Origin of the sequence: Planktothrix sp. (genome assembly GCF_046067725.1) — a bacterium.
Classification (GTDB): Bacteria; Cyanobacteriota; Cyanobacteriia; order Cyanobacteriales; family Microcoleaceae; genus Planktothrix.
This window is the reverse complement of record NZ_JBJUDF010000269.1, coordinates 1-23,539: the sequence shown is the minus strand read 5'-3', so window position 1 is coordinate 23,539 and position 23,539 is coordinate 1. Positions and strand designations below refer to the sequence as shown.

At 38.3% G+C, this 23,539-nt stretch carries 24 protein-coding genes and 1 pseudogene; 8 read left to right on the top strand and 17 right to left on the bottom strand.

The features are described from left to right. From ACKPEB_RS16605 to ACKPEB_RS16550, 12 genes are all read right to left on the bottom strand, one after another. Positions 1-343 (bottom strand): type I restriction endonuclease (locus ACKPEB_RS16605; protein ID WP_408966071.1); only part of this gene is annotated, 343 nt, incomplete at its 3' end. A gap of 59 nt (positions 344-402) precedes the next feature. Continuing rightward, on the bottom strand, positions 403-621 hold the full coding sequence (locus ACKPEB_RS16600; RefSeq protein ID WP_408966070.1) for a DUF4926 domain-containing protein: 219 nt from the start codon (positions 619-621) through the stop codon (positions 403-405). Between the two features lie 2 nt (positions 622-623). Then, the gene (locus tag ACKPEB_RS16595) at positions 624-896 is read right to left on the bottom strand and encodes a DUF4926 domain-containing protein (protein WP_408966069.1); all 273 of its coding nucleotides are present in this window, start codon (positions 894-896) and stop codon (positions 624-626) included. Then, the gene (locus ACKPEB_RS16590; RefSeq protein ID WP_408966068.1) at positions 893-2,113 is read right to left on the bottom strand and encodes a restriction endonuclease subunit S; all 1,221 of its coding nucleotides are present in this window, start codon (positions 2,111-2,113) and stop codon (positions 893-895) included. The genes ACKPEB_RS16595 and ACKPEB_RS16590 overlap by 4 nt, the downstream gene beginning before the upstream one ends. A 178-nt stretch (positions 2,114-2,291) precedes the next feature. Beyond that, positions 2,292-2,438: a HEPN domain-containing protein gene (locus tag ACKPEB_RS16585; RefSeq protein ID WP_408966067.1), complete on the bottom strand. Its 147-nt coding sequence runs from the start codon at positions 2,436-2,438 to the stop codon at positions 2,292-2,294. Beyond that, entirely contained in the window at positions 2,435-2,755 is a 321-nt protein-coding gene (locus ACKPEB_RS16580) for a nucleotidyltransferase domain-containing protein (RefSeq protein WP_408966066.1), read from the bottom strand. Before ACKPEB_RS16580 ends, ACKPEB_RS16585 begins: the two co-directional genes overlap by 4 nt. Positions 2,756-2,796: 41 nt before the next feature. Next, positions 2,797-3,012 carry a hypothetical protein gene (locus tag ACKPEB_RS16575; RefSeq protein ID WP_235766434.1) on the bottom strand — a complete coding sequence of 72 codons (216 nt, stop codon included), beginning with the start codon at positions 3,010-3,012 and terminating at the stop codon, positions 2,797-2,799. After that, positions 3,002-3,259 carry a hypothetical protein gene (locus ACKPEB_RS16570; RefSeq protein WP_408966065.1) on the bottom strand — a complete coding sequence of 86 codons (258 nt, stop codon included), beginning with the start codon at positions 3,257-3,259 and terminating at the stop codon, positions 3,002-3,004. The genes ACKPEB_RS16575 and ACKPEB_RS16570 overlap by 11 nt, the downstream gene beginning before the upstream one ends. A gap of 142 nt (positions 3,260-3,401) precedes the next feature. After that, positions 3,402-3,683 (bottom strand): type II toxin-antitoxin system YafQ family toxin, encoded by a 282-nt coding sequence (locus ACKPEB_RS16565; RefSeq protein ID WP_408966064.1) that lies wholly within the window; start codon positions 3,681-3,683, stop codon positions 3,402-3,404. Then, positions 3,680-3,898, bottom strand: coding sequence for a hypothetical protein (locus ACKPEB_RS16560; RefSeq protein WP_408966063.1), 219 nt, complete (start codon positions 3,896-3,898; stop codon positions 3,680-3,682). Before ACKPEB_RS16560 ends, ACKPEB_RS16565 begins: the two co-directional genes overlap by 4 nt. Before the next feature lie 40 nt (positions 3,899-3,938). Continuing rightward, positions 3,939-4,157, bottom strand: coding sequence for a toxin-antitoxin system HicB family antitoxin (locus ACKPEB_RS16555; protein WP_408966062.1), 219 nt, complete (start codon positions 4,155-4,157; stop codon positions 3,939-3,941). Between the two features lie 231 nt (positions 4,158-4,388). Continuing rightward, positions 4,389-6,002: a type I restriction-modification system subunit M gene (locus ACKPEB_RS16550; RefSeq protein ID WP_408966061.1), complete on the bottom strand. Its 1,614-nt coding sequence runs from the start codon at positions 6,000-6,002 to the stop codon at positions 4,389-4,391. Positions 6,003-6,420: 418 nt separating this feature from the next. Between ACKPEB_RS16550 and ACKPEB_RS16545 the strand changes: the two genes are divergently transcribed. Both ACKPEB_RS16545 and fdhD read left to right on the top strand, forming a co-directional pair. Beyond that, positions 6,421-8,643 carry an FdhF/YdeP family oxidoreductase gene (locus ACKPEB_RS16545; protein WP_408966060.1) on the top strand — a complete coding sequence of 741 codons (2,223 nt, stop codon included), beginning with the start codon at positions 6,421-6,423 and terminating at the stop codon, positions 8,641-8,643. A 200-nt stretch (positions 8,644-8,843) separates the two neighbouring features. Next, a complete protein-coding gene (gene fdhD, locus ACKPEB_RS16540) occupies positions 8,844-9,677 on the top strand; it encodes a formate dehydrogenase accessory sulfurtransferase FdhD (protein WP_408966059.1) in 834 nt (277 codons plus the stop codon). On the opposite strand, the pseudogene ACKPEB_RS16535 reads toward fdhD, so the two are convergent. Beyond that, positions 9,640-12,921 (bottom strand): annotated as a pseudogene (locus ACKPEB_RS16535) (EAL domain-containing protein). The gene fdhD and the pseudogene ACKPEB_RS16535 sit on opposite strands and share 38 nt — an antisense overlap. A gap of 507 nt (positions 12,922-13,428) precedes the next feature. Here ACKPEB_RS16535 and ACKPEB_RS16530 point away from each other — a divergent pair. From ACKPEB_RS16530 to ACKPEB_RS16520, 3 genes are all read left to right on the top strand, one after another. Beyond that, positions 13,429-14,736, top strand: coding sequence for a glucosyl-3-phosphoglycerate synthase (locus ACKPEB_RS16530; protein ID WP_408966058.1), 1,308 nt, complete (start codon positions 13,429-13,431; stop codon positions 14,734-14,736). A gap of 66 nt (positions 14,737-14,802) precedes the next feature. Then, positions 14,803-16,302, top strand: a complete 1,500-nt coding sequence (locus ACKPEB_RS16525; RefSeq protein WP_408966057.1) for a site-2 protease family protein — start codon at positions 14,803-14,805, stop codon at positions 16,300-16,302. 21 nt (positions 16,303-16,323) lie between these two features. Continuing rightward, positions 16,324-16,635, top strand: coding sequence for a DUF3067 family protein (locus ACKPEB_RS16520; protein ID WP_408966072.1), 312 nt, complete (start codon positions 16,324-16,326; stop codon positions 16,633-16,635). Between the two features lie 176 nt (positions 16,636-16,811). Here ACKPEB_RS16520 and ACKPEB_RS16515 read toward each other — a convergent pair whose 3' ends face one another. The 3 genes from ACKPEB_RS16515 to ACKPEB_RS16505 form a co-directional block, all read right to left on the bottom strand. Continuing rightward, positions 16,812-17,336, bottom strand: coding sequence for a transposase family protein (locus ACKPEB_RS16515; RefSeq protein ID WP_408966056.1), 525 nt, complete (start codon positions 17,334-17,336; stop codon positions 16,812-16,814). An 11-nt stretch (positions 17,337-17,347) separates the two neighbouring features. Continuing rightward, the gene (locus ACKPEB_RS16510) at positions 17,348-17,731 is read right to left on the bottom strand and encodes a transposase family protein (protein ID WP_408966055.1); all 384 of its coding nucleotides are present in this window, start codon (positions 17,729-17,731) and stop codon (positions 17,348-17,350) included. Between the two features lie 85 nt (positions 17,732-17,816). After that, the gene (locus ACKPEB_RS16505) at positions 17,817-18,224 is read right to left on the bottom strand and encodes a gamma-glutamylcyclotransferase (protein WP_408966054.1); all 408 of its coding nucleotides are present in this window, start codon (positions 18,222-18,224) and stop codon (positions 17,817-17,819) included. 166 nt (positions 18,225-18,390) lie between these two features. Between ACKPEB_RS16505 and ACKPEB_RS16500 the strand changes: the two genes are divergently transcribed. Continuing rightward, complete coding sequence (locus ACKPEB_RS16500) at positions 18,391-19,644, top strand: Zn-dependent hydrolase (RefSeq protein ID WP_408966053.1); 1,254 nt, start codon at positions 18,391-18,393, stop codon at positions 19,642-19,644. 121 nt (positions 19,645-19,765) lie between these two features. Further along, on the top strand, positions 19,766-20,746 hold the full coding sequence (locus ACKPEB_RS16495; protein WP_408966052.1) for an aldo/keto reductase: 981 nt from the start codon (positions 19,766-19,768) through the stop codon (positions 20,744-20,746). Between the two features lie 128 nt (positions 20,747-20,874). Here ACKPEB_RS16495 and ACKPEB_RS16490 read toward each other — a convergent pair whose 3' ends face one another. Then, entirely contained in the window at positions 20,875-21,057 is a 183-nt protein-coding gene (locus ACKPEB_RS16490; protein ID WP_408966051.1) for a type I restriction-modification system subunit M N-terminal domain-containing protein, read from the bottom strand. A 202-nt stretch (positions 21,058-21,259) separates the two neighbouring features. On the opposite strand from ACKPEB_RS16490, the gene ACKPEB_RS16485 reads away from it, so the two are divergent. Further along, complete coding sequence (locus ACKPEB_RS16485) at positions 21,260-22,729, top strand: peptidoglycan-binding protein (protein ID WP_408966050.1); 1,470 nt, start codon at positions 21,260-21,262, stop codon at positions 22,727-22,729. Positions 22,730-23,539: the final 810 nt, after the last annotated feature.

The window sequence follows — 23,539 nt, the reverse complement described above, 5'->3', positions numbered from 1 at the left end:
TTAACCAAACCTTACCGCCTCTGCTTTCTCCATTCCATTGATACTCAATATCTATTCCTTCTGTTAGGTATTGATGGAAGGTTTCGTTATTATTGAGAAGGTCAGGAGTGCTCAGGGTTGTAATTTGTTGAAAGGCTTCTTCTCTAGCTTCTAACGGAATATCAGGGTTAAGCTTGGCGATCGCATTTTTCAGTCTATCTTTTAAGATAATATCACTAAAACTTTCCCGTTCTGGGTGTTGACCTTCCGGTTGGATATCATAACCATATCGATACTTGTAACCGAGGGTTTCAAGTAGTTCTAAATTGTAAAGTTCGATTTCGTCTTCCGTCGTGAATGCCATAATAACTCAGATAATAATAATTTAATTGTTATCGTGATTTTTGATAGTTTTAATCGGGTTTAAATTGCTACGGCTTCTGGTTCTAAGCGATAATGATCAAGAACCATTAACTGATGTTCGCTTAGGGTTTCTATGGCGTAAGCTCTCCCTGTATCATCGCTAAATTCAACCTCAAAAACGCCGGGTTCGTATTCCTCAACAATTGTGCCAACTTGTCCTCGATAGAGTCCTAATTCGGGTAAGTTTTCTAATAAAGCAATAATATCTAAAAGTTTCATGTTTAAACTTCGGCTAAAGAACGCACGGATAAAATTTCATCGGGTTTTAATGGGGTAACGCTTGATTGGGGAACAATAATAACATGAATGGATTCTCCAATGGCATTAAATACTTCTAAAATGTAGCCGTCTTCGCCGTTTTCAGGGTGGGGGACAATATCAATTAAGGTGGCAATATCTCCTTTTTTTAACTGATATTCTGGAAAGTCCCGATTAATAGAAATTCGCTGGTAAAGTTCAATCATTTTGTTTTTTCCTTTTTGGGATAGTTTCATTTTACCTCCTCTATTAGACTTTCTACTTCCTTAACCCTAATTTGACCACTCATTAATTTAGGTAATAAAGCGTCACGGGTTTTAGTTAAGGTTTGGATTTGGTTTTCATTATTTGCTTTCTTGTTAAACAAGCTCCTTGCTAATAAACTAAAATTATTAATTAAACTAATATTAGGAATGATTATTTCAACACTGTAAGCCATATCTCGATTAAGACCAGGGACGGCTGAATCAGAAATTAATCTTTCAAATTGTTGATTCTTTAGTATAAAATAATGGAAATATAAATCATTACAGCCTAATTTGTCAGTTACAAAAAATGTAGTATCAATTGGATAAAAATTATTTTCTAGCCAAATTACTTTACCAATAGTTCCTTTTCTACCAATAACAATACCTGGTGCTTTAACTAAATACTCATTATGTGTACCCACAACACCGCTAGAACCTACAACCAAATATTGACCATTCACTCTATTATCTGTTATTAATGATTTTCCATAATTTAATGTCATTATTTCTCCAATTGTGCCAACACGCCAACCTTCGGGAATATCCCCCAACTCAGAAGCAACCATCGCCCCACCGGATGATTTATAAGGTTTGCCCTCATCGTTGGGAAATTCAAAGTCAATAAACCAATGCTTAAACAGCGTTTGTGCGATTTTTTCTAGGGTTTCGTTTTGGCTGCGTAGGTTGTCTATTTTTTTATCAAGGGTTGAGAATAAGTTAACAATTTTTTCCTGTACATTAACGGGTGGATAATTAAAATTAAAGCTTAGTAAGCTTTCTATTTGCATATTAGGTTGTGTAGATGTCCCATAAGCAATTGAGTTAATATGACCTTTAAAGTTATAAGTTTGAAATAAATAGTAGATATATTTAGGAATAAATTTTTCTTTATTAATATTTAATCTGATTAATCCATTATTAAAAACAGCTTTTAAGTCTTGTTCAATATAAATATTGACACCAATAGTGTTACCTGTTCTAGCAATTAAAATATCTCCTTGTTTTAAATAAAATCTTTTATAGTTATCTTGAGTTATTTCACAAAATCCCCATTTTTTTAAATCATGAGAATTAGAAACATCTTGAATTCTTAGGCATCTAATCCCTGAATCATAATTAACAATAGGTGCTTTTTGTATTGCATCAGCACCAGTATTTGCTTTTAGTACAGCTTCTCTTAATGTTGTCTCTTTCCACTCACTCATAGCTCAAACCCCACCTTTACTAATATTAAACCAATTCTCTATTCTCAACCCGTCAAAATATTGAAAATCAGAGACATTATTAGTTACTAAAACTAAATAATGATATAACCTTAATTTTTCCATTATATTATGATTTTGTTGCGGATGGTTAACCTCAGATCAAATATTCCTATCTAATCTATTCAGAATAAAACATCGCATAGTAAGAGCGATTAATACTACCCCGATAAGCACAATTATTGACTAAAATTATAGCTTCTTCTAAAGTTTGCTTTGCTTGTGAAAAACGATACTCAACTAATAACCGTAATTGCTCAGACATCATATTTTAACCCCTTCTTGAGCAATTTTAGCCATCAAAGGACTAGCACCCACAGCCCCAGTTTTTAGCTGTTGCTCCGTCACAATAAAAGTTGAAATCACGCGATCATATTCAAACCCAACCTCCCAAGCCAAATCGATAATTTTTTTCCTCAGAGAACGATCCATCCTATCAACCTTAATAAACACATCCAAATCCGACTCATTTGTTGCATCACCCCGCGCCCTGGAACCAAAAACTTTCATCTCCAAAACCGTAACAACCTTTTGTAAGCGTTGATAAAAAGCTAAAGAAACTTGGCGATCAACTTCTAACATCATGGTTAACCTCTCTGATTTAATCTCTAGGGAATAATTAACCGTCATAAATTAACTTCTCTCCCCGGTGATTTATCCCGTAAATTCTCAAAAGTATCATCATCAATACTGTCTAAATCTACCCTTTCTCTAAAATCCTGTAAAGCCGACCAAAAATCCTTAACTTCTCTAATTTCTAATAAAACCTCTTGATTATCGGGAAAATCTACATCTTCCAATAATTCAATGATTTTACCTTTTTTAATCCCTTTAACAAACATTACTAAAACCTCCTTTCTCTAAAAAAATTTCTGCTTGCTTTTGTTGGGCAAAATTCTCACTACTCAGCCTAGAATTAGAAGCCATCCCTCTTAAACTTTTAACCCATTTTTCTTTCTGCTCTTGAGTAATGACTTCTGAATCAGAGTCTTCAATCTGAGCCAACCGTTTTTTAAGCTGCTCCAATAACAAAACCTGATCCGCGATCGATAAATTATCAACGGATTTTAGCACTTCCTGTAATGTCATAAAACCTCCTTGTTTTTTTAAAATCTAACCCTCAATCCTAAAACCAACTTTAGCTAATTGTAACTTAATTTCCAGATCTAACGCCTCAGCTTCTCGCATCTGTTGGGATAACTCAGCCGTCTAGTAGTTGTTATATTCATATCTAATAAACCTCATCATGGCTACCAATATCAATTAAGACAATTAAATCATTATCGGTTTTTACATCCTTCTTAAAAGCAAAAATAATTCGGCAATCATAACTAACCGAACAAGACCATAAACCCTCTAGTTGTCCCGTTAATTTATGAGACTTTAAAGATGGATGAAACGGATTGTTACCCAACAACTCTAAGACCACTAATATCTTATCTTGTAATTGGGGATTTTTCTTAACCAATCGCTTAAAAGCTCTTTTAAAACTCGCATCTGTCGTTAATATCATTCCTCATCCTCTACTAACAAATACGACCTCAAATCCTCAAAACTCCCTTGAATCGCTGTTCCCGCTTCCACAGCCTTAAAAACCTCTTGAGCATTAGCTGCAATTTCAGACCGACGATTCTCTATTCTCCGCTTACGAATTAACTCAAATAAACGTTCCTGCTCCTCAACTGTCAAAGCCTCAATAGAATCTATTATTTCTTGAAAAGTCATCATCAAACCTCCTTGTTTTTTTAACATCTGCTCACCAAACTCTCTAATGATTTAAGGCATCTAAGCGATCCAAAACTTGTAAACCCTTTACCACATCGCCCTGCATTGCCCAAGCTTGAAATCGTGTCTGAGCATCAAACTCAGCGATCGCTAACGTTGATAATTCTTCCATAAGCTTATTGATACTGATGCCGCGAGATTGAGCTAAAGCTTTCAGGCGGAAATGTTTGTCATCAGGTAAACGAATTGTTAAAGTTGCCATATTGTAATTACTCCTTAATTAATGCTTCAGGGGAAATAATAGAAAGCTGGGGAAAGAGAAGTTCAGCCCTCTGGAAATCTTTAATATTTTGGGTGACAATTGCCTCTGCATTGCCCGCGATCGCCAATTCAATTAGATGATTATTACAAGTTTGCTAGACATAAGCTAATGATAGCATATATGCCATCATTTCTTAACTCCGTTCCTTGCAAGGTAACATTAATTAAGCAATTAACCCTCAAGATTAAAACCAATTTTAGCTAACTGTAACTTAATTTCCAGATCTAACGCCTCAGCTTCTCGCATCTGTTGGGATAACTCAGCCGTTAATAACTCCATCTTTTCCTCAAACGTTATATCCTCTTCCTCCTCATCAGGAATGCCCACATAACGCCCTGGAGTCAACACAAACTTATGCTTTTCAATCTCTTCTAACGTTGCTGATTTACAAAACCCCTTAATATCGTGATAATTGCCGTTTTTCTGCTTCCATTCATGATAAGTATTAGCAATTTTCTTAATATCAGCATTTGTTAAAGTTCGGTTTCTACGGTTAATCATTTCTCCGAGTTCAGAAGCATCAATAAATAATACCTCTCCTTTTCGAGAACGATTTTTATTGCCATTTTTATAACGACTCAGAAACCATAAACAAGCGGGAATTCCCGTATTATAAAATAACTGTGTCGGTAACATCACAACACAATCTACTAAATCCTCTTCTACTAACTTCTGTCTAATTTCTCCCTCTCCTCCGGTATTAGAAGAAAGGGAACCATTTGATAATACAAACCCTGCGCTACCCGTTGGAGCTAAATGATAAATAAAATGTTGCACCCAAGCAAAGTTAGCGTTACCGACTGGGGGAACTCCGTATTTCCAGCGTCCATCGGTTCTTAACAGTTCCCCGCCCCAATCACTATCATTAAAGGGGGGATTAGCCATAATAAAATCTGCTTTTAAATCAGGGTGAGCATCATTCAGAAATGACCCCTCATTGTTCCATTTAATATTAGATGAATCAATCCCCCTAATGGCTAAATTCATCTTACAGAGTCGATAAGTAGTTTCGTTACTTTCTTGACCGTAAATCGAAATATTATCTAATCGTCCTTGATGATTCGCTATAAACTTCTCACTTTGTACAAACATCCCACCGGAACCACAGCAAGGGTCAAACACCCGCCCATTGTAAGGTTCCAACATTTCAACTAATAATTTAACAATCGGTTCCGGGGTGTAGAACTGTCCCCCCTTCTTCCCTTCTAGTAACGCAAATTCCCCTAAAAAATATTCATAAACCCGCCCTAAAACATCCGCTTGCTGTAGCTTTTTAACATTTTGTTCTAAATCTAATTCTAACTGTTCAGATGAACTTTTCTGATCACTCACTAATTTAAAACTACCGATTAAATCAATTAACCCACCCAAGGATGTTTTATCTAAGTTTTGTTTGGCGTAAACTTTGGATAATACCCCTCTTAACCCCGGATTTTCCTGCTCAATCGCAATCATCGCCTCATCAACATATTTCCCGATTTCCGGTTGTTTCGCTTGGGCTTGTAGAGATGACCAACGGGCTTTTTCAGGCACAAAAAAGACATTTTCCGCTAAATATTCGTTTTTATCTTCCGGGTCGCCTTGGGCGTATTCTCCCTCACCTTTAATAAATTTTTGGTGCAATTGTTCAAAGGAATCTGACATATATTTAAGGAAAATTAACCCTAAAACAACGTGCTTATATTCGGCTGCATCCATATTCTTTCGCAGTTTGTCCGCCGATTTCCAAAGCTTCTGCTCTAAGGTTTCGTTATCTTTAGTTTTCCCGTTAGTTGTTTTTGCCATTATTGTCTTAACTTGTTTTACATTCATTATTGTTTTGCTGTTAAGTTGGCGATCGCTCCTACACTTTCTACCTGAATAATCTTCAGCCAATATAATGTCTGTATTCTTTCTTTCTACTCCCTATTCTCTGACGGGTTCAATTCTTCTAATCATTCTTCGGCTGATTCCACAATGTTGATCGTGATTATTTCTGTCAATACTACTGTCCTCCTCTGAGCCATTATTTTTGGGCTTGGCGATCGCCTTCCCCACTTACTAAAACAGTTCCTCTGTTGTTGTTTTCTTCCTGAAGGCTATTTTTTTTGTGGCCATCGCTCCCCCTAATTATAGCATACATTTAAGGATTTCATCTAAGATCATAACCTCACCCTTTTTAGGGTAAAATTAATCATATCCATCGCAATTGAGGAATAGTGGAATGTTGCGAAAACCCAAGAAATTATGGAACCCGGAATATTGGGCGAGTTGGAAACCGTTTGGTTTAGGTGAACAATATCCGAATAATTATTGGGAAGTCTTTCGTGCTGCTTGGGTGAATAAAGATCAATTTTCCTATGCTTGGGATATCTTAAATAACGGGGTTTGTGATGGCTGTTCCCTGGGAACTACCGGGATGAAAGATTGGACGTTAGACGGGTTACATTTGTGTAATGTTCGTCTGCGGTTATTGCAGTTAAACACAATGGCTGCATTTGACCCTAAACGATTAGAAAATGTAGCGGAATTAAAACAAAAAAGTAGTGCAGAATTACGAGAGTTAGGACGAGTTCCCTATCCGATGCGACGAGATAAAGGAGATCAAGGATTTCGACGCATTAGTTGGGATGAAGCCTTAGATTTAATTACTACAAAAATTAAAGCGACTTCTCCACAGAAATTAGGGTTTTATATTACCAGTCGAGGAACGGTGAATGAAACCTATTATGCGACTCAAAAAGCAGTCCGAGCGATAGGCAGTAATAATATTGATAATGCAGCGAGAATTTGCCATTCTCCGAGTACCGGAGCGTTAAAATCAACATTAGGAGTCGGGGCGACCACTTGTTCTTATAAAGATTGGATAGGGACGGATTTATTAGTCTTTTTTGGCTCTAATGTTGCTAATAATCAACCTGTTACGGTTAAATATTTACACTGGGCAAAAAAAGCCGGAACTCGGATTGTTGTGATTAATACCTATCGGGAACCGGGAATGGAGCGATACTGGGTTCCGTCGATTCCTGAAAGTGCGTTATTTGGAACTAAATTTGCTGAGGATTTCTTTTTAGTGAATCTCAATGGAGATTTAGCGTTTATTAATGGGGTGATTAAACATTTAATTGAACAAAATTGGATTGATCATAATTTCATTAACAATTATACCACAGATTTTGACAATTTAAAAGCAAATTTAGACCAACAATCTTGGGAATTTTTAGAACAAATTTCTGGAACAAATCGGGAAGAAATGTATCGGTTTGCCCAAATGGTTCATGAAGCAGAAAAAGCGGTATTTGTGTGGAGTATGGGTATTACTCAACATGAATGCGGGGAAGATAACGTTAAAGCGATTATTAATTTAGCGTTAACGAAAGGATTTGTCGGACGAGAAGGCTGTGGTTTAATGCCCATTCGTGGACATTCTGGGGTGCAAGGGGGGGCGGAAATGGGATGTTATGCAACGGTATTTCCAGGGGGGCGAAAAATCAACCCTGAAAATGCCACAGACCTCTCAAATTTATGGGGGTTTAAGGTTCCTGAAACACCGGGTTTAATGACCGCAGAAATGATTCAAGCCGCTTCAGAATCTAACCTTGATGTTTTGTTCTCAGTTGGGGGTAATTTCTTAGAAGTTATGCCTGACCCAGAGTTTGTAGAAACCGCTTTAAAAACGGTTCCATTACGGGTTCATGCGGATATTGTTTGTTCTAATCAAATGTTAATAGAACCCGGAGAAACCGTATTAATCTTACCTGCTACAACTCGTTATGAAATCCCTGGAGGCGTGACAGAAACCACAACAGAAAGACGGGTAATTTTTAGCCCGGAAATTCCAGGGCCAAGGATAGGAGAAGCTCGTCCTGAATGGGAAGTATTTATGGAGTTAGCGCGGCGAGTTCGTCCTGAATTAATCGAACAATTAACCTTTGAAACAACAGCCGAAATGCGTCAAGAAATTGCTCAAGTTGTCCCCCAATATGCGGGGATTCAACATTTAAAAGAAGCGGGAGATCAATTTCAATATGGGGGAGCACATTTATGTTTTGGTTGGAAGTTTCCCACCGTTGATGGAAAGGCTCATTTTTGTTCCTTATCCCCCACCCTAGAAACGTTACCAGACGGGCATTTTTTCGTTGCTACAAGGCGGGGAAAACAGTTTAATAGTATGGTACAGGAAAGCAAAGATGCGATTACTGGAGCGATGCGAGAAGCCATCTTAATCAATCCGATGGATGCTGAACAGTTAGGGTTAAATCAGGGAGATACAGTCAAGTTAACGAGTGAGTCTGGAGAATATCAAGGACGAATTTATCTCGCTCCAATGACTCCTAAAAATTTACAAGTTCATTGGCCGGAAGGTAACATTTTATTGGATAAAGATAAACGGTCTGCGGAAGGTGTTCCTGATTATAATGCGATTGTTAAACTTGAGAAAATGTGATGTATTAGGGAACAGGGAACAGGGAACAGGGAATAAGAAATGTGTAAAATATTAGGTTTGGGTATTTATTAAAATGCGTGCCGAGGTTGTAATATTTTATTGTAGGGGTTTTGTTTTTAAACCCCCTAAATACCTGGGTTGGGGAACCCAACCCCTACAAAAATAGGGAATTTAGGAACTGGGTTTTTAAGTTAAAGTTTATGAACACAGGAAATAGTAAAACGAAAACTAAAATTTGGGTGGTTTCTGAGGGTCAAGAACGTTCTCGTTTTGATGAATTAGCGACGGAAGAACCCTTAGAAATTCGCTTATCTGTGACTAACAAAACCCTGGCGGTAACGATGCGAACCCCTGGGGCTGATTTTGAATTAGTGGCAGGATTTTTGTATAGTGAAGGAATGATTAAAAATAAATCAGATATTGTCAAAATGAGTTATTGTGTTGACCCAAATATTGATGGAGAACAACGACAAAATATTGTTAATGTTACTTTAAAACCAGAATTAAACTTGAATTTAAAATCCTTAGAACGTCATTTTTTTACCAATAGTTCCTGTGGAGTTTGTGGGAAAGCGAGTATTGAATCTTTAGAGCAGAAAGGCTGTCCGATTTTAACAGATGATTGGCTGGTTAACCCTAATATTATCTATAATTTACCTGAACAATTAAAAACAGCGCAGAGTGTATTTAATCAAACGGGAGGACTACACGCTGCGGCTTTATTTAACCCGGAGGGAACGTTATTAAAATTGCGGGAAGATGTGGGACGTCATAATGCTTTAGATAAGTTAATTGGGTCAGGGTTTTTAGCGGATGAATTACCGTTAAATCAAAGAATAGTTCTGGTGAGTGGACGCACCAGTTTTGAAATTATTCAAAAGTGTTTGATGGCGAGAATACCCGTCATTTGTGCGATTTCTGCACCCAGTAGTTTAGCAGTGAGTTTAGCCCAAGTGTTTAATATTACTTTGATTGGATTTTTACGGGGTCAACGATTTAATATATATTCAGGTCGGTCTCGCCTCCGCTTTTAATGGTAGGAAGAATAAAGGCTTGAGGTTTGCTAATTCCATAACCTTGAGCATAGTCAATTCCTATGTTTTGAAGTTCGGCTAAAATGGCATCATTTTCTACAAATTCTGCAATAGTTTTAATTTTCATAACGTGACCAATTCGATGAATTGCTTCCACAATTTAACGGGCAACGGGGTCTGTTAAAATATCTTTAACAAAACCACCATCAATTTTTAAGTAATCAATGGGAAGGGTTTTGAGATAGGAAAAAGAAGACATTCCACTGCCAAAGTCATCAAGGGCAAAAGAACAGCCTAATCCTTTCAACGATTGAATCAGTTCAACCGCTTTTTTCAGGTTAGCAATGGCGATGGTTTCTGTAATTTCAAAACAAATGACTTGGGGAGGAATTTTATATTGTTGAAATTGGTCATAGAGAAATTGAATAAATTCATCATCATTCAAACTCGCTCCCGATAAATTAATCGCATAGAATTCTTGAATATCCGCCGGATTTTCTGGGAGATTAACTGAGCAATAGCGTTGTTCTAAGTGTTCAAAAACAGTACGAATTACCCAACGGTCAATGCTTTTCATTAAATCATATCGTTCCGCAGCCGGAATAAAGGCCATGGGTGAAATTAATTCCCCCGATGGATGTCTTAACCGCAGTAGAACTTCGCCGTGTTTATGAGGTTTTGAAGCGGGATTGACTTCTACAATAGATTGATAATATAAACAGAAACGATTTTCTTCTAACGCTTGAGGAATTTGTGCCGCCCAGCGAATTTCACGACGTTGTTGAATCAAATCTTGGTCATCAGCTTGATACAAGTGCACCCGGTTACGACCTTGATTTTTAGCGGCATAACAAGCTGCATCTGCTGCACTTAAAACTGTGGCTAAATCCAATGCTTTATGATCAATAGCCACTAATCCAATACTAACTCCAACGGAAAAGACTTTTTCTTCCCAAGTAAACCGAAAATCTCGGACTAAATTACATAATTCTATGGCTTTTTTATGGGCTTCATCTAGGGAATAATAATTTAACAATAAGCCAAATTCATCGCCTCCTAAACGAGCTAGGGTATCACGTTCGGTGACTTGACTTTGTAACAAACTACTTAATTGTCGCAGAAGTTCATCTCCAGCGAGATGTCCACAGGTATCATTAACTATTTTGAATTGGTCTAAATCTAAATAGCAAATGGCGTGATGTTCGGGAGAATTTTGGACTAATTGTAAGGTTTTTTTGACCTGCTTTTCAAATTCACTGCGATTCATTAATCCAGTTAAGGAATCATGACAAGCTTGCCAGGATAATCGATGGGCTAATTCTCGTTCTTGGGTGACGTCTCGAAACACTAAAACTGCTCCAATAATTGAACCATCTCGGCTGCGAATGGGTGCTGCTGAATTATCAATTGCTCTTTCTTTACCGTCCTTTGACCTTAAAATAACATTATCAGAAAAGTCAAAAATGCACCCTTCTTTTAAGACTTTTTCCACCGGATTTTCGATGAATTGGTGGGTTGATCCATCGAAAATTCTAAACACATCGTTTAAGGGTAAATCTTTGGCTTCTATTAATGACCATCCGGTTAATTCTTCTGCGACTGGATTGAGAGATTCAATCTGTCCTTGACTATTCGTAGTAATTACCGCATCGCCAATAGATTGTAAGGTAACTTGGGCTAATTCTTTACTTTGTCTTAACTGTTGTTCACTGGATTCTAAAGCAGCTAACATTAAAGCATTCCTTAATTCTTTGGCGGTGTCGATTTCAATGGTTTTCCAAGGTAAAGATTTTAATTTAACTATTTGTTTCCAAAGTTCAAAGGATTTACGAGGAGTTAAGATTAGTTTTTCTTCTTCAATTTTAACCGATTCTTGAGGATTTCCAGCCCAGTTCACCGTTTGAATCACTTCCGGTCTAAACCAAATTAAATGATATTCGCTTTGATTGGGAGATAAAGAAAGTGCTAGGATGCCACTGGCTACATCTTTATAGGTTTGAGCTTGAGGATAAAGTTTCGGTAAACAATCGCTATAAAATATTTCTTGATGACAATATCGGGATAACCATTGAAATAGTTTTTGTACTTCTCCTAAGAGTGGTGTTTGACCGACTAAAATCATATCTTCCCCAAACCGCATCACCGCTCCTTGAGCTTGCACCAGATTGAGTAAATTGGTTTCATCTTCTGCTAAACTTTGAATAAAAGAGGTTTCTAAAACGGGTGCTTTGAGTAAATTTTTACGAACTAATTTAAGTTTTTCACGATAATAATGGTAGTCTTCACTGATTTCTTTATAAGGTAATTCCACCGCCATAACTTGTCCGAGAAATTCACAAGATTTGCGAATTGTATAGGAAACATAACGGGGACTATAATGATGACAAGCAATTAAACCCCAAAGATTTTCCTTTTTAATTAAAGAAATACAAAGGGTTGCTTTAACTCCCATATTTCTCAGATATTGTAAATGGCAGGGAGAAGCGGAACGGAGAACAGAAAAACTCAAATCTACGGGATTCTGAGTGAGCGGATGAATTGAAGGAACAAGATCAATCGGTTCATGATCAATATCCACTAATAATCGTAACCAATTTTGCTCATACAGCTTTCTAGCTGATTCGGGAATATCAATATGAGGGTAATGCAGCCCTAAAAAACTTTCTAAATCCCGGCGCTTATCTTCAGCAATAACCATCCCATTATTTTCGTGATCAAATTGGTAGATCATGACTCGATCAAAACCACAAATTTTTCTAATCTCCTGAGCTAAAAATTGAGTTAAATCCTTGAAATTATTGGCACTTTGAATTTTACAAACAGAGGCTCGAACCAGATGATAAAAATTGATAAAACTGACGTTTTCATCTTGAGTTAACTCTAGTTCTAAAATGACAACTCCTTGAGATCGATGCAAAATTCCGTCACAAATAATTTTTCGATTTTTAATATAAAAAATCAGATGAATAGGATTATAATAAGTAAAATTATTACAGGTTAAACAATTTTGAATTTCAATAATTTGCAGTTTGTTTAAAAAAACGCTTAAGGGTTGGTTGACAAAGGCAGAAACAGAAACGCCAAACAGTCTCAAGACATTTCTACTAACTTGTAAAATTTTTAAGTCTGGTTCTTGTAAAGTTAATAAAAGACCATGAGGTTGTATTTTACCCGGCGTTTTTGTAAATTCTTGTTCTATTGTTACCCAATCTAAATTAAGAATACTGACTTGTTCTGGTTGCATCATATTATGGTGTTCTCTGGCAATTGGCTCGATTAATTGTATACTCTTATACTTATGAACCCTATATTGAACATAAAGCATCTTTAATCAAAAGTCAAAACGGTGAGATCAATCGCTGATGTTGTTTGTAATAAAACTTTAATTTAATGATGCAGATAGCACTCCTTGATTTTTCAAAGAACTTATCCTTCTTAGGAGGGAACCCAGCCGCTTTTAACGGTTGATTGATTCTTTTCGTTCTTCTGATTATAAGAGAAAATGTTTGTTTTGGCTATTGTTGGCGGTTGAGCTAATTTTAGTCACCAACAAATCAAACGGTTTTAAAAGGTTGAATTGAAACGATTGATTCTCCTGAAACCTGCCTTCGATTGACCTGGCTCTTGATGGCAGGTAAGGTTTTCCTGACGTTAGATGAGGTTATATTGTAAAAGTTTGTATCCCTCTTTGTCGTTGAGTGTTAGGATGGACTTTATGACGGGCTTGCAGCCAAGGGAGTTGGGTACCATAATGGACTATAAACAAGAATTAATTACCACGATTCACGACTTCGGTTGTGATCTTGATTTATTGGAAGCCCGACTGACCCAACTTTGTGAAACATTTCCCACCGCCGTATTGATTCCCGCTTTATACGAAGAACTAGAACGCCCAGCCTTAACGCAGATTCGAGATTGTCTTCAAACTTGTCAATTCGTCAATACGGTTGTGGTTTGTCTGTACGCGAAAAACCTCGAACAATACACAAAAGCCGTTCACTTTTTTAGTGTTTTACCTCAACCCACCTTGGTGATTTGGGAAAATAGTCCCAGAGTTAACCAATTATTAGAAAAATTACGGGAAAAAGGCTTAGATTTAATGAGCTTTAAAGGCAAAGGTCGGGCGGTGTGGATTGGTTTAGGAGTGGTTTCTTTACAAGCAGAAGCCATCGCGCTTCATGATGCGGATATTATTACTTATGATAAATCCTATCCCCTAAAACTGTTATTTCCCTTGCTCGAAAAAGAACTGGGAATTTCCTTCAATAAAGCTTATTATGCCCGTCTCGGAGGCGACCCTAGAAGTTTTCATGGCCGGGTGATGCGTTTATTTGTCACGCCATTACTGGTGGCGTTAATGGATTTATATGGCTATAACAACTATTTACGTTATTTAAGTGCCTATCGTTATCCGTTATCCGGTGAATTTGCCTTAACGAATGATATTGCTCTCAATACCCGCATTCCTAGTAATTGGGGTTTAGAGGTTGGGTTGTTAGCAGAAGTTTATCGCAATCTTTCCCCCCAAAGAATTGCTCAAATTGATTTAGGAAATTTCGATCATAAACATCAAATCATTGGCAACTCTTCCCAAGAAGGATTACGCAAAATGTGTGCAGATGTTTTGCGCTCAATTTTACGAACCTTAATCGAAACCGAACGAGTGGTAGTTACCCGTGAACAAATTCACACCCTACGAATTAAATTTACACGAGAAGCACAAGATTTTACCCGTCAATATTTTGTAGATGCTCGATTTAATAATTTGCATTATGACCGTCATCACGAAGAAGCAACGGTTGATATTTTTCAACAAGTGATTGCTGAAGCGGGAGAGGAATTCTTTCAAAATCCGGCGGCGGCTCAAATTCCAGACTGGACAAGAGCTTTAGCTGCCATGCCTGCTTTACGGGAACAATTGCGAGAAGCCACTCGCCGAGATATGGCCGAAGCCAAAGCGATTTTAGCAGCAAATCCTGATTTTATTGCTGTGGAGGATGCAAACAGCCCCCCAAAGACTTTTAGCCCGGCGATGGAGGTGGAACATCCCAACCGTTAAAAAGTTGATTGCTATATGCTTTGATCAAGATAGAGACTCTCCCAAAGCTCAAAATTAAGGTTAATAATGTTTACTGCATCTGATAACACCACGGTTCTTGTTTTATTCGTTGCCCTAGGAATCCTCGGTTGGGGGTATTATCGCGCTAAACCTTATGGAAAACTGGGTTTATTATCCTGGTTACAGTCCGTGGCGTTAATGTCCCCTTGGTTGCTGTTTTTCACCTTGGCAGCCCTGGGAATTTACCTGAATTTGGCCAGTATTTTATTTTTATTTGTGGCTTCCACTGGCTTATATATTATGATAGGTCGGAAACTGCGAGAAGTGGCCAATCAAGATGCAGTCTCTCCTCCTGAACCGTTGGACAAGTCATCGTCCCAACCGGAAACCCCCCATCAAGCTCCCTCGGTTCCTGTTACCCCTGTTTCTGCGCCGGTTTCCCCATTACAACCCGTTCCTTTGTCCCCGGAAGATCTCAAAACGATTCAAGGTATTTTTGGTATTGATACCTTTTTTGCCATAGAAACCATTCCCTATGAAGATGGAGTAATTTTTAAAGGCAATCTTCGCAGTGATCCGGACACGGCTTATCAGCAATTATCAACGAAATTACAACAACGAGTGGGCGATCGCTTACGATTATTTTTAGTGGAAAATCCTGATGAGAAACCCGTTGTCATTGTTTTACCTCGCACCAATGAACCCACAACCACTTCAATTGCTCAACGAGTTTTAGCGATTATTTTATTTATAGTCACCATTGGCACAACCTTTGAAGCGGTGGGATTATTATTAGGATTTGATTTCTTTGAAAATCTGAATCGTTATCCTGATATTTTGCCTATTGCAATCGGTCTGCTGACCATTTTAATCGTTCATGAAATTGCCCATCAAGTCATAGCTAAACGTTATCAAGTTAAGTTTAGCTGGCCGTTTTTTATTCCAACGATTCAAATTGGAACGTTTGGGGCATTTAATCGCTTTGAATCGGTATTACCAAACCGCACGGTTTTATTTGATGTTGCCTTTGCTGGGCCGGCTGCGGGAGGGCTATTATCATTATTGATGTTAATGAGTGGGTTATTTTTATCCCATCCGGGGAGTTTATTTAAAGTCCCAACGGAATTTTTTCAAGGATCAGTCTTAGTCGGTTTATTATCGCGGGCAATTTTAGGCGCACAATTGCAACAAACCAGTGTTGATATTTCGCCTTTAGCATTAATTGGTTGGTTTGGATTAGTGATTACCGCGTTAAATTTAATGCCTGCGGGACAATTGGATGGAGGGCGAATTATGCAGGCAATTTATGGTCGTAAAATTGCCGGACGTTCAACCTTAGCGACGTTTATTGTATTAGCGATCGCGTCTTTAGCCAATCCGTTAGCGCTGTATTGGGCATTAGTAATTTTAATTTTACAACGGAATTTAGAACGACCCAGTTTAAATGAATTAACAGAACCGAATGATCGTCGCGCCGCCTTGGGATTATTGGTGTTATTTTTAATGTTGGCGATCCTCTTTCCCTTAACACCAGGGTTAGCAAAAGGATTAGGAATTGGAACTTAATTTCAGGGGGAAATCGTGGCAATGACAGGTGAAGATTTACGTCAATTATTATTAGATAAATGGGGCGTTTCCTATGATGTTCAATTGCGACGAACACGGGGGAAAATATTCCTACAAGTTATGTGGAAATATTTAGAACAGATGTCTTTTCCCCTCAATGAAGCTGACTATATAGCTCATTTGAATGCGATCGCTGATTATTTGAACGGTTGGGGAACTACAGAACAAGTCAAACATTATATTCTCAATACCCGTGAAAAACCCCGCTTAGGAAAGGCGGTGAGTATTCCTCTTGATTTAGGGGGACGTTCATCAGAATGGATGGTTGAATAAGGTTAACCGCCTTAATTCCTAATAGACATCTCCGAAAATCTCCAAATGCCCTCTATCGCTACTTTTGGAATCTCTAACACTCCTGTGCCGGCTTCTCCAAAAGTAACGGATTCATAGGCTTTTTCAGTCACATTAATAATAACTAATGAATTTTATCTCTGATATACAATCATTTCTCAAAAGACTTTTTGGCAATTCTTAGATGGTAATACAATCGCTCCTATCCGCCATCTTATTAATCCACATACTGTCAAGATTACTGCTTCATAATTTTGCCTCTTTAACCGAAATCTTTCTGAAGCAACTCGATAAATTTTTATCAGTCTTATTAAATGTTCGACTACAATCCTTTGTTGGGCTTTTAACCGATTTTCTTCTCGCTTTTCCGCCGACATCTCTTGATTCCTCGGTTTCTTATGCGGTGTATTAATTGCTGTTTCTCCTACATCAGCTTTATCCCCCCTGTATTTTTGATTGTTCCCCAATTCCTGACTTCTTTCTCTCCACAATTTTAGATCACTTGTTGCTCTGGTATAACCCACAGCTACATCCACTATTTCTTTTCCGTTTGGCATGACAATGACTTGATTTTTAAAGGTATGTGTCTTTTTCTTTCCTGAGTAATATTTTTTCTGCTCTTCATTGTCTGTTGGTCTTTCCCTGGGCTGTTCATAGCTATCTACTACTAACTCAAATTCCACCAGAATTTTTTCTACCCACTCCCCATCACTCTTGTTTTTTTTACTTGCTCTAGCAAACTCGCTGGTAGTAATTCTCTCAAGATTTTTATCCAGTTATGGAAAATATCATTCGCTGTTGATTCACTCACTTCAAACTGTAACCCTAACATTTGAAATGTGGGCATTTGATGCAGATAAATTAGAGTCAGTAAGATTTGTTCCTCCACAGATAATTTCTGCCGACGACCCCCACCTGCTTTAATCAACCTGATTTTAGTTTTTTCTTGTTCCTGTCGTTCTTCTTCTTCTAATAACTCCGCAGCTTGAATGAGTTCTATTAGCTGTTCATATTCCATCCCTAATAGCCTTTTTGCTTGCTGGGGGTTCTTGTCCAGATAGTCTTTTAATTTACTCATCTCTCCTTGGAGTAAAATCTAATTTTACCATCAACTATCCCTCCATACTTCTATTTTGGAGATATCTAATTAATATTCCATCCTTTTACTGTTCCCTGTTCCCGATTATAGATTGTTTATAAGCCTCCCAACCGCCAAACGTAGAAATATCTGGCCATTGATATTGTTCGACTAATTCACGGGGATAAAGCATCGCCGTTAATACTTCCCCATCTTCTAATATCACATCCCCAGGATATAAATTTGGAGGTTCAGTTGAGAGAAGATACTCATATTGTTCTAAGGAGAGTTCGTACACTTCCCCCGGAATCGAAATTCCGCCTTCTACTACTTCATAAATCGCCGGATGCCAACCGTTCCCCGCCGCGTGTAACCGATACAAAGGACGGGTTTTTGCAGGTTTAACAAATGTTGCATTTCCTAAATTACCATGATCCGGTTGACCCCGGAGAGCAGACCCACAAATAAATAGGCGTTTGGTGTTGTTAGTCATAAATAGAAGGGAATAGGGAATAGGGAATAGGGAATAGGCCAATAACCTTAGCCTCTATCTGACCGTCAGTATTTCGTTATTAATATAGACTAATGAAAAAATCAAGAGTTGTGAACCTTTTTCTCCCAATTCGTAATTCGTAATTCGTAATTCCCTCTTAACAATTATGGCTGTGATCACAGAACTCAGAATTAATCATGAGCGCCTACACCATCGAATTTATGATTTAGCTAAGATGGGTCAACAACCGTCAGGAAGTATTCGCCGTTTGGCGTTTACCCCGGAAGATTTGCAGGCTCGTGAAGTTGTCAAACAATGGATGCTAGAAGCGGGAATGAGCGTGAGAACCGATGCGGCGGGAAATCTCATCGGTCGTTATCCGGGTCAAAATCCGATGGCTCCCGCTTTAGCAACGGGTTCTCACCTCGATACTGTGCCAACGGGAGGACGCTATGATGGCGTTTTAGGGGTATTAGCAGGTATTGAAGTCGCACAAACCTTGAAGGAAAATCATCTGCAATTGCATCATCCTTTAGAAGTCATTGTGTTTACCGATGAAGAAAGTACGATGATTGGGTGTCAGGCGATGGCGGGAACGGTGTTACTGGATAACCCAGAACGTTATTGTTCTAAAACCGGAGAGTCGATTCAATCCTGTTTAAAACGGGTGGGGGGAAATTGGGAACAGTTAGCCACCGCGCGACGCTCACAGCAGGATATGGCGGCATTTCTGGAACTTCATGTTGAACAGGGAGCAATTTTAGAACGGAATCAGGTTTCGATTGGAATTGTTCAAGGAGTGGTGGGAATGGAACGCCAAAAAATCACGATTCTTGGACAAGCGAACCACGCTGGAACAACACCGATGGAAATGCGACAGGATGCGTTAGTCGCGGCGGCAGAATTGATTTTATCTGTGCAAGAAATTGCGTTAAAAATGCCTTCTGAACCTGTTGCAACGGTGGGATATCTTAATGTATTCCCGAATGCGGTTAATATTATACCCGGACAAGTTGAATTATCCGTTGATATGCGGGATTTATCCCAGAATTGTTTACAGGAAATGTTGGAAAAATTACAGCATAAAATTATAGCGATCGCTAATTCAACCAATACCCAAATTTCAATTACACCGTTACTCAGTGTTAAACCCACTTTAGCGGCTCCTGAAATTCAAAACACCATTGAATATGTTTGTCAACAGTTAGAATTCAGTTATTTATCCCTTCCTAGTCGTGCGGGACATGATGCGTTAGAAATGGGAAGAATTACCAATATGGGGATGATTTTTGTTCCTTCCCAAGCGGGAGTGAGTCATTCTGAAGCAGAATATACTTCTCCTGAACATTGTACTCAAGGAGCCAATGTTTTGTTACAAACTTTATTATTATTCGATCAAACCTATAGCCAGTCTAAATGATGGGTAAACAATCACCGTAGAGGTTGGGTCTCCCAATAATCTTAGTACAGGGGTTAGAAGACCGAAAGCTTACCCTAAAATATTACATTAAAATAGACATTATTCTGAAAAATCGAAACGAATGCAAAGCCATCAAACCTTAAATCTTCCTGTGATGGGATGTGGAACTTGGGCCTGGGGAAATCGCCTATTATGGGGTTATGATCCCAGTATGGATGAACAGTTACAACAGGTTTTTAATTTGTGTGTGAGTCAGGGTGTCACGTTATTTGATACGGGTGATTCCTATGGGACGGGTAAACTCAATGGACGCAGTGAATCCCTTTTAGGACAGTTTTCTCAACAGTATCAAGGTGTTAATCAAGACCGAATTTGTATTGCCACAAAATTAGCACCCTATCCTTGGCGTTTAACGCGCAAATCGATGATTAAAGCTTGTGAAAATTCAGCCAAACGGTTAGGAAAAAATGTGGATTTAGTTCAGATGCACTGGTCTACGGCTAATTATGCTCCTTGGCAAGAATGGAATTTATTAGAAGGATTAGGCGATTTATATGAACAGGGATTAGTTAAAGGAGTGGGGTTATCGAATTATGGGCCGAAACGGTTAAAAAAAGTGTATCAAAAATTAGCTAATCGAGGAATTCCGATTTCAACGTTACAGGTGCAATATTCGTTATTATCGACTTATCCGGTCAGGGAATTAGGGTTAAAAGAGGTTTGTGATGAGTTAGGAATCCAATTAATTGCTTATAGTCCGTTAGGGTTAGGATTATTAACGGGGAAATTCTCGGAAAATAGCCCCTTACCCAAAGGAATTCGCGGTGGATTATTTAAAAAATTATTACCCGGAATTCAACCGATTTTAAATTGTTTGAAAGAAATTGCTGATTTTCGCTCTAAAACTTTAACCCAAGTTGCCTTAAATTGGTGTATTTGTAAAGGCACAATTCCGATTCCAGGGGCGAAAAATTTAGAGCAAGCACAAGATAATTTAGGGGCGTTAGGATGGTATTTAGATTCAGGAGAAGTAGCAGCATTAGATCAGGCGGTGATGGGTTCTGAACAACAAATGGTGCAGAATATTTTCCAGACTTCTTAGGGTTTATCAATAGTGTCAATCGGGTTGGGTCTCCCAACCCCTACGGGTTTTGATGACAAATTATTCGGATTGGCTATCTCTATGACTCCAACAAAAAAGAATAGGGTATCGCCTTAAACAACACGGGTCTAAATACTTTTTCCCTGACCAAAATAAGAATCGTACAAACTAAATTTATAATCCGCATAGCCCAAGAAAATCAACCCTAATACGGGTACAGAATATTCTGAGGGTTTGAGTTTCGAGTTCGCCCGCAGTTCATCGGCGTCTTCCCACAGGCGTTTTTCTAGTTCGGTATAATTGGCTGGCATTTTAGCAATTACTAATATTGATGATCGCTGTTGAGCCGGAAGGAAACAACGAAGCTGTAATATATTATTCTGAGGGATAGTGAAGGAAAAAGCATCAAGAGGGTTAGATTTTCCAACCCCTACGCTAAAATATTATAACCTTGGTTTTGAAGGTGCAGATGGCTAGATATAATCTAACCTGGATCATTAGGTGTGAGGAACAATGACAGAAGGAATTCAATCAGAACAGGATACTGTTCAAAAGCAACCTGTAGAGGGAAAAATTGTCTCAAATCAGGAAAAGCTTCTACATCAAAAGAAGGAAAATAAAAACTCTCAGTTGGCTTTAGTAACGGGTTCTTTACTGCTTTTAACTTTATCTTTGATTACCTTTAGTCAAGCCAATTCAACGGATTTTTTATTAAAAAAAGGAAGTCAAGGAACAGAAGTTAGTCACCTACAAGAACGTTTAAAAGTAGTGGGGTATTGGTCAGGAAAGATTACCGGAAATTATGATGAAGCAACGGAAAACGCCGTTAAAAGGTTCCAAAAATATCAAGGAATTGCTATGAATGGTAAGGTCGATGAACGAACCCATTCTATCTTAATTAAGAGTGTTGAGAAAAAAACTTTATCTTCCCGTTACCCGGATCATCAAGTTGAAGATTTAACATCAACAAACCCAGGTGTTGATTCAACCTTCAAACCCTATAAACGAATTAAAGGAGATTTAACACCCAAATCCATTGTTTATTCAGGAAATGGGTTATTTTTTGTCCAAAATATGATGTATGAACATTCAATTAATGTTTATGACCGAGAATTTAATTTAATTAAAAAAATTAAGGATACTGTTAATTTAAAAGATTATGGATATTCGCATTTTAAAGATGATCAATATAAAGGTTCTCCGGTAGAAGTGGCGTTTTCTCCTGATGGAAAATCAGCCTATGTCAGTAATTATGAAATGTTGGGTTCAGAGTTTACGAATCCAGGGTATGATACCTGTGAAGCGTCTGAAGCATTTGATCCGAGTTTTGTTTATCAAATTAATACCGAAACTTTAGAGATTGAAAATGTAATTCAAGTGGGTTCTGTCCCTAAATATTTGGCGGTTTCTCCGAATAATCGTTGGGTTTTAGTCAGTAATTGGTGTTCGGGAGATTTAAGTATTATTGACCGCCTCTCTCATCGAGAAATTAAACGCATTAAGTTAGGTCAATTTCCGCGAGGAATTGCGATTGATCCGACTTCAAAAATAGCTTATATTGCAATGATGGGAACCTCTGATATTGCTATTGTTAATTTAGAAAATGATACCGTTAATTGGATGTCTAATATCGGGTTGTATCCCCGTCATTTAGTCTTAGATCGTTCGGGTCAATATTTGTATGCTACCCTGAACGGAGATGATCATGTTGCCAAAATTGATACAAAAACCGGAGAAATTGTTAACAAAATTTTTACGGGAAGTGCACCGAGAAGTATGGTAATCTCTCCAGATGATCAATATTTATATATTGTTAATTACTATTCTAATACAGTTAGTAAAGTTCGCGCAGAAACAATGGAACTGATGGAAAATATTACTGTAGACTTAAACCCCATTGGAATTACAATTGATCCTGAAACGAATCAAGTTTGGGTGGCGTGTTACACGGGAAGTTTGATAGTTTTACAGGATAAATTTTAAGAAGAATAGGGAACAGGCGCACAAGAGGAGCAGGAGAAGAGGGGCGAGGAGAGTAATTTCACGATTAATTTCAGCAATTCGATTTAAGGGTGAATCAATTCTTAGATCTGGATTTTTATTCTCGGTCTATAAAAGCCCCAAAAAAGTAATAGAGAGCCACAACCGATAAATCGATTGATTTGACTCTCCGTTTCCACCAGACTAACCAGAGGGAATAAAGGATTGCACCCAGTACGCTTATTAATATAGGGTACTTTCCAACAATCGTGCCTCTATCTATAGATAGAGATTACCAGACAAAGGTTCCGAATGTAAATAGATCCTACAATTCAAGCCAGAATCACCTGATTTCTGGCTTGAGTCCGCTAAGAATGTCCTTGCCTGCATTCTTCCTTACTAGGGAAGGGGGGGAGGCCGGGGAGGCCGGGGAGAGGGGGGAGGCCGGGGAGGCCGGGGAGGCCGGGGGAGAGGGGGGAGGCCGGGGAAGCCGGGGAGGCAAGGGGAGTAATTAAGATTACTAAATATAACTTCTGATTTAAGCAGAAGAATGATTAGACAATGGTTTCTCCGGTTATGTGATGAAACCTTTGCGTGCCTCTCGATGATTTGATGCCTTATTAACGGCGCTGGCAACAGAAATTTCTTGTCTATCTTAGTGTCGTGAGAGGACTCCCTCCGAGCGCGCAAGCTTGGCGGAGAGATGAATCACGACAAAATAAAAACATGAGTGGTAACGAATACGATTTAATTTTCTGGGGTTGTTTGTTGCTCAACATATTTTTTTAGCTGTTCAACCGTGACCCCACCGCA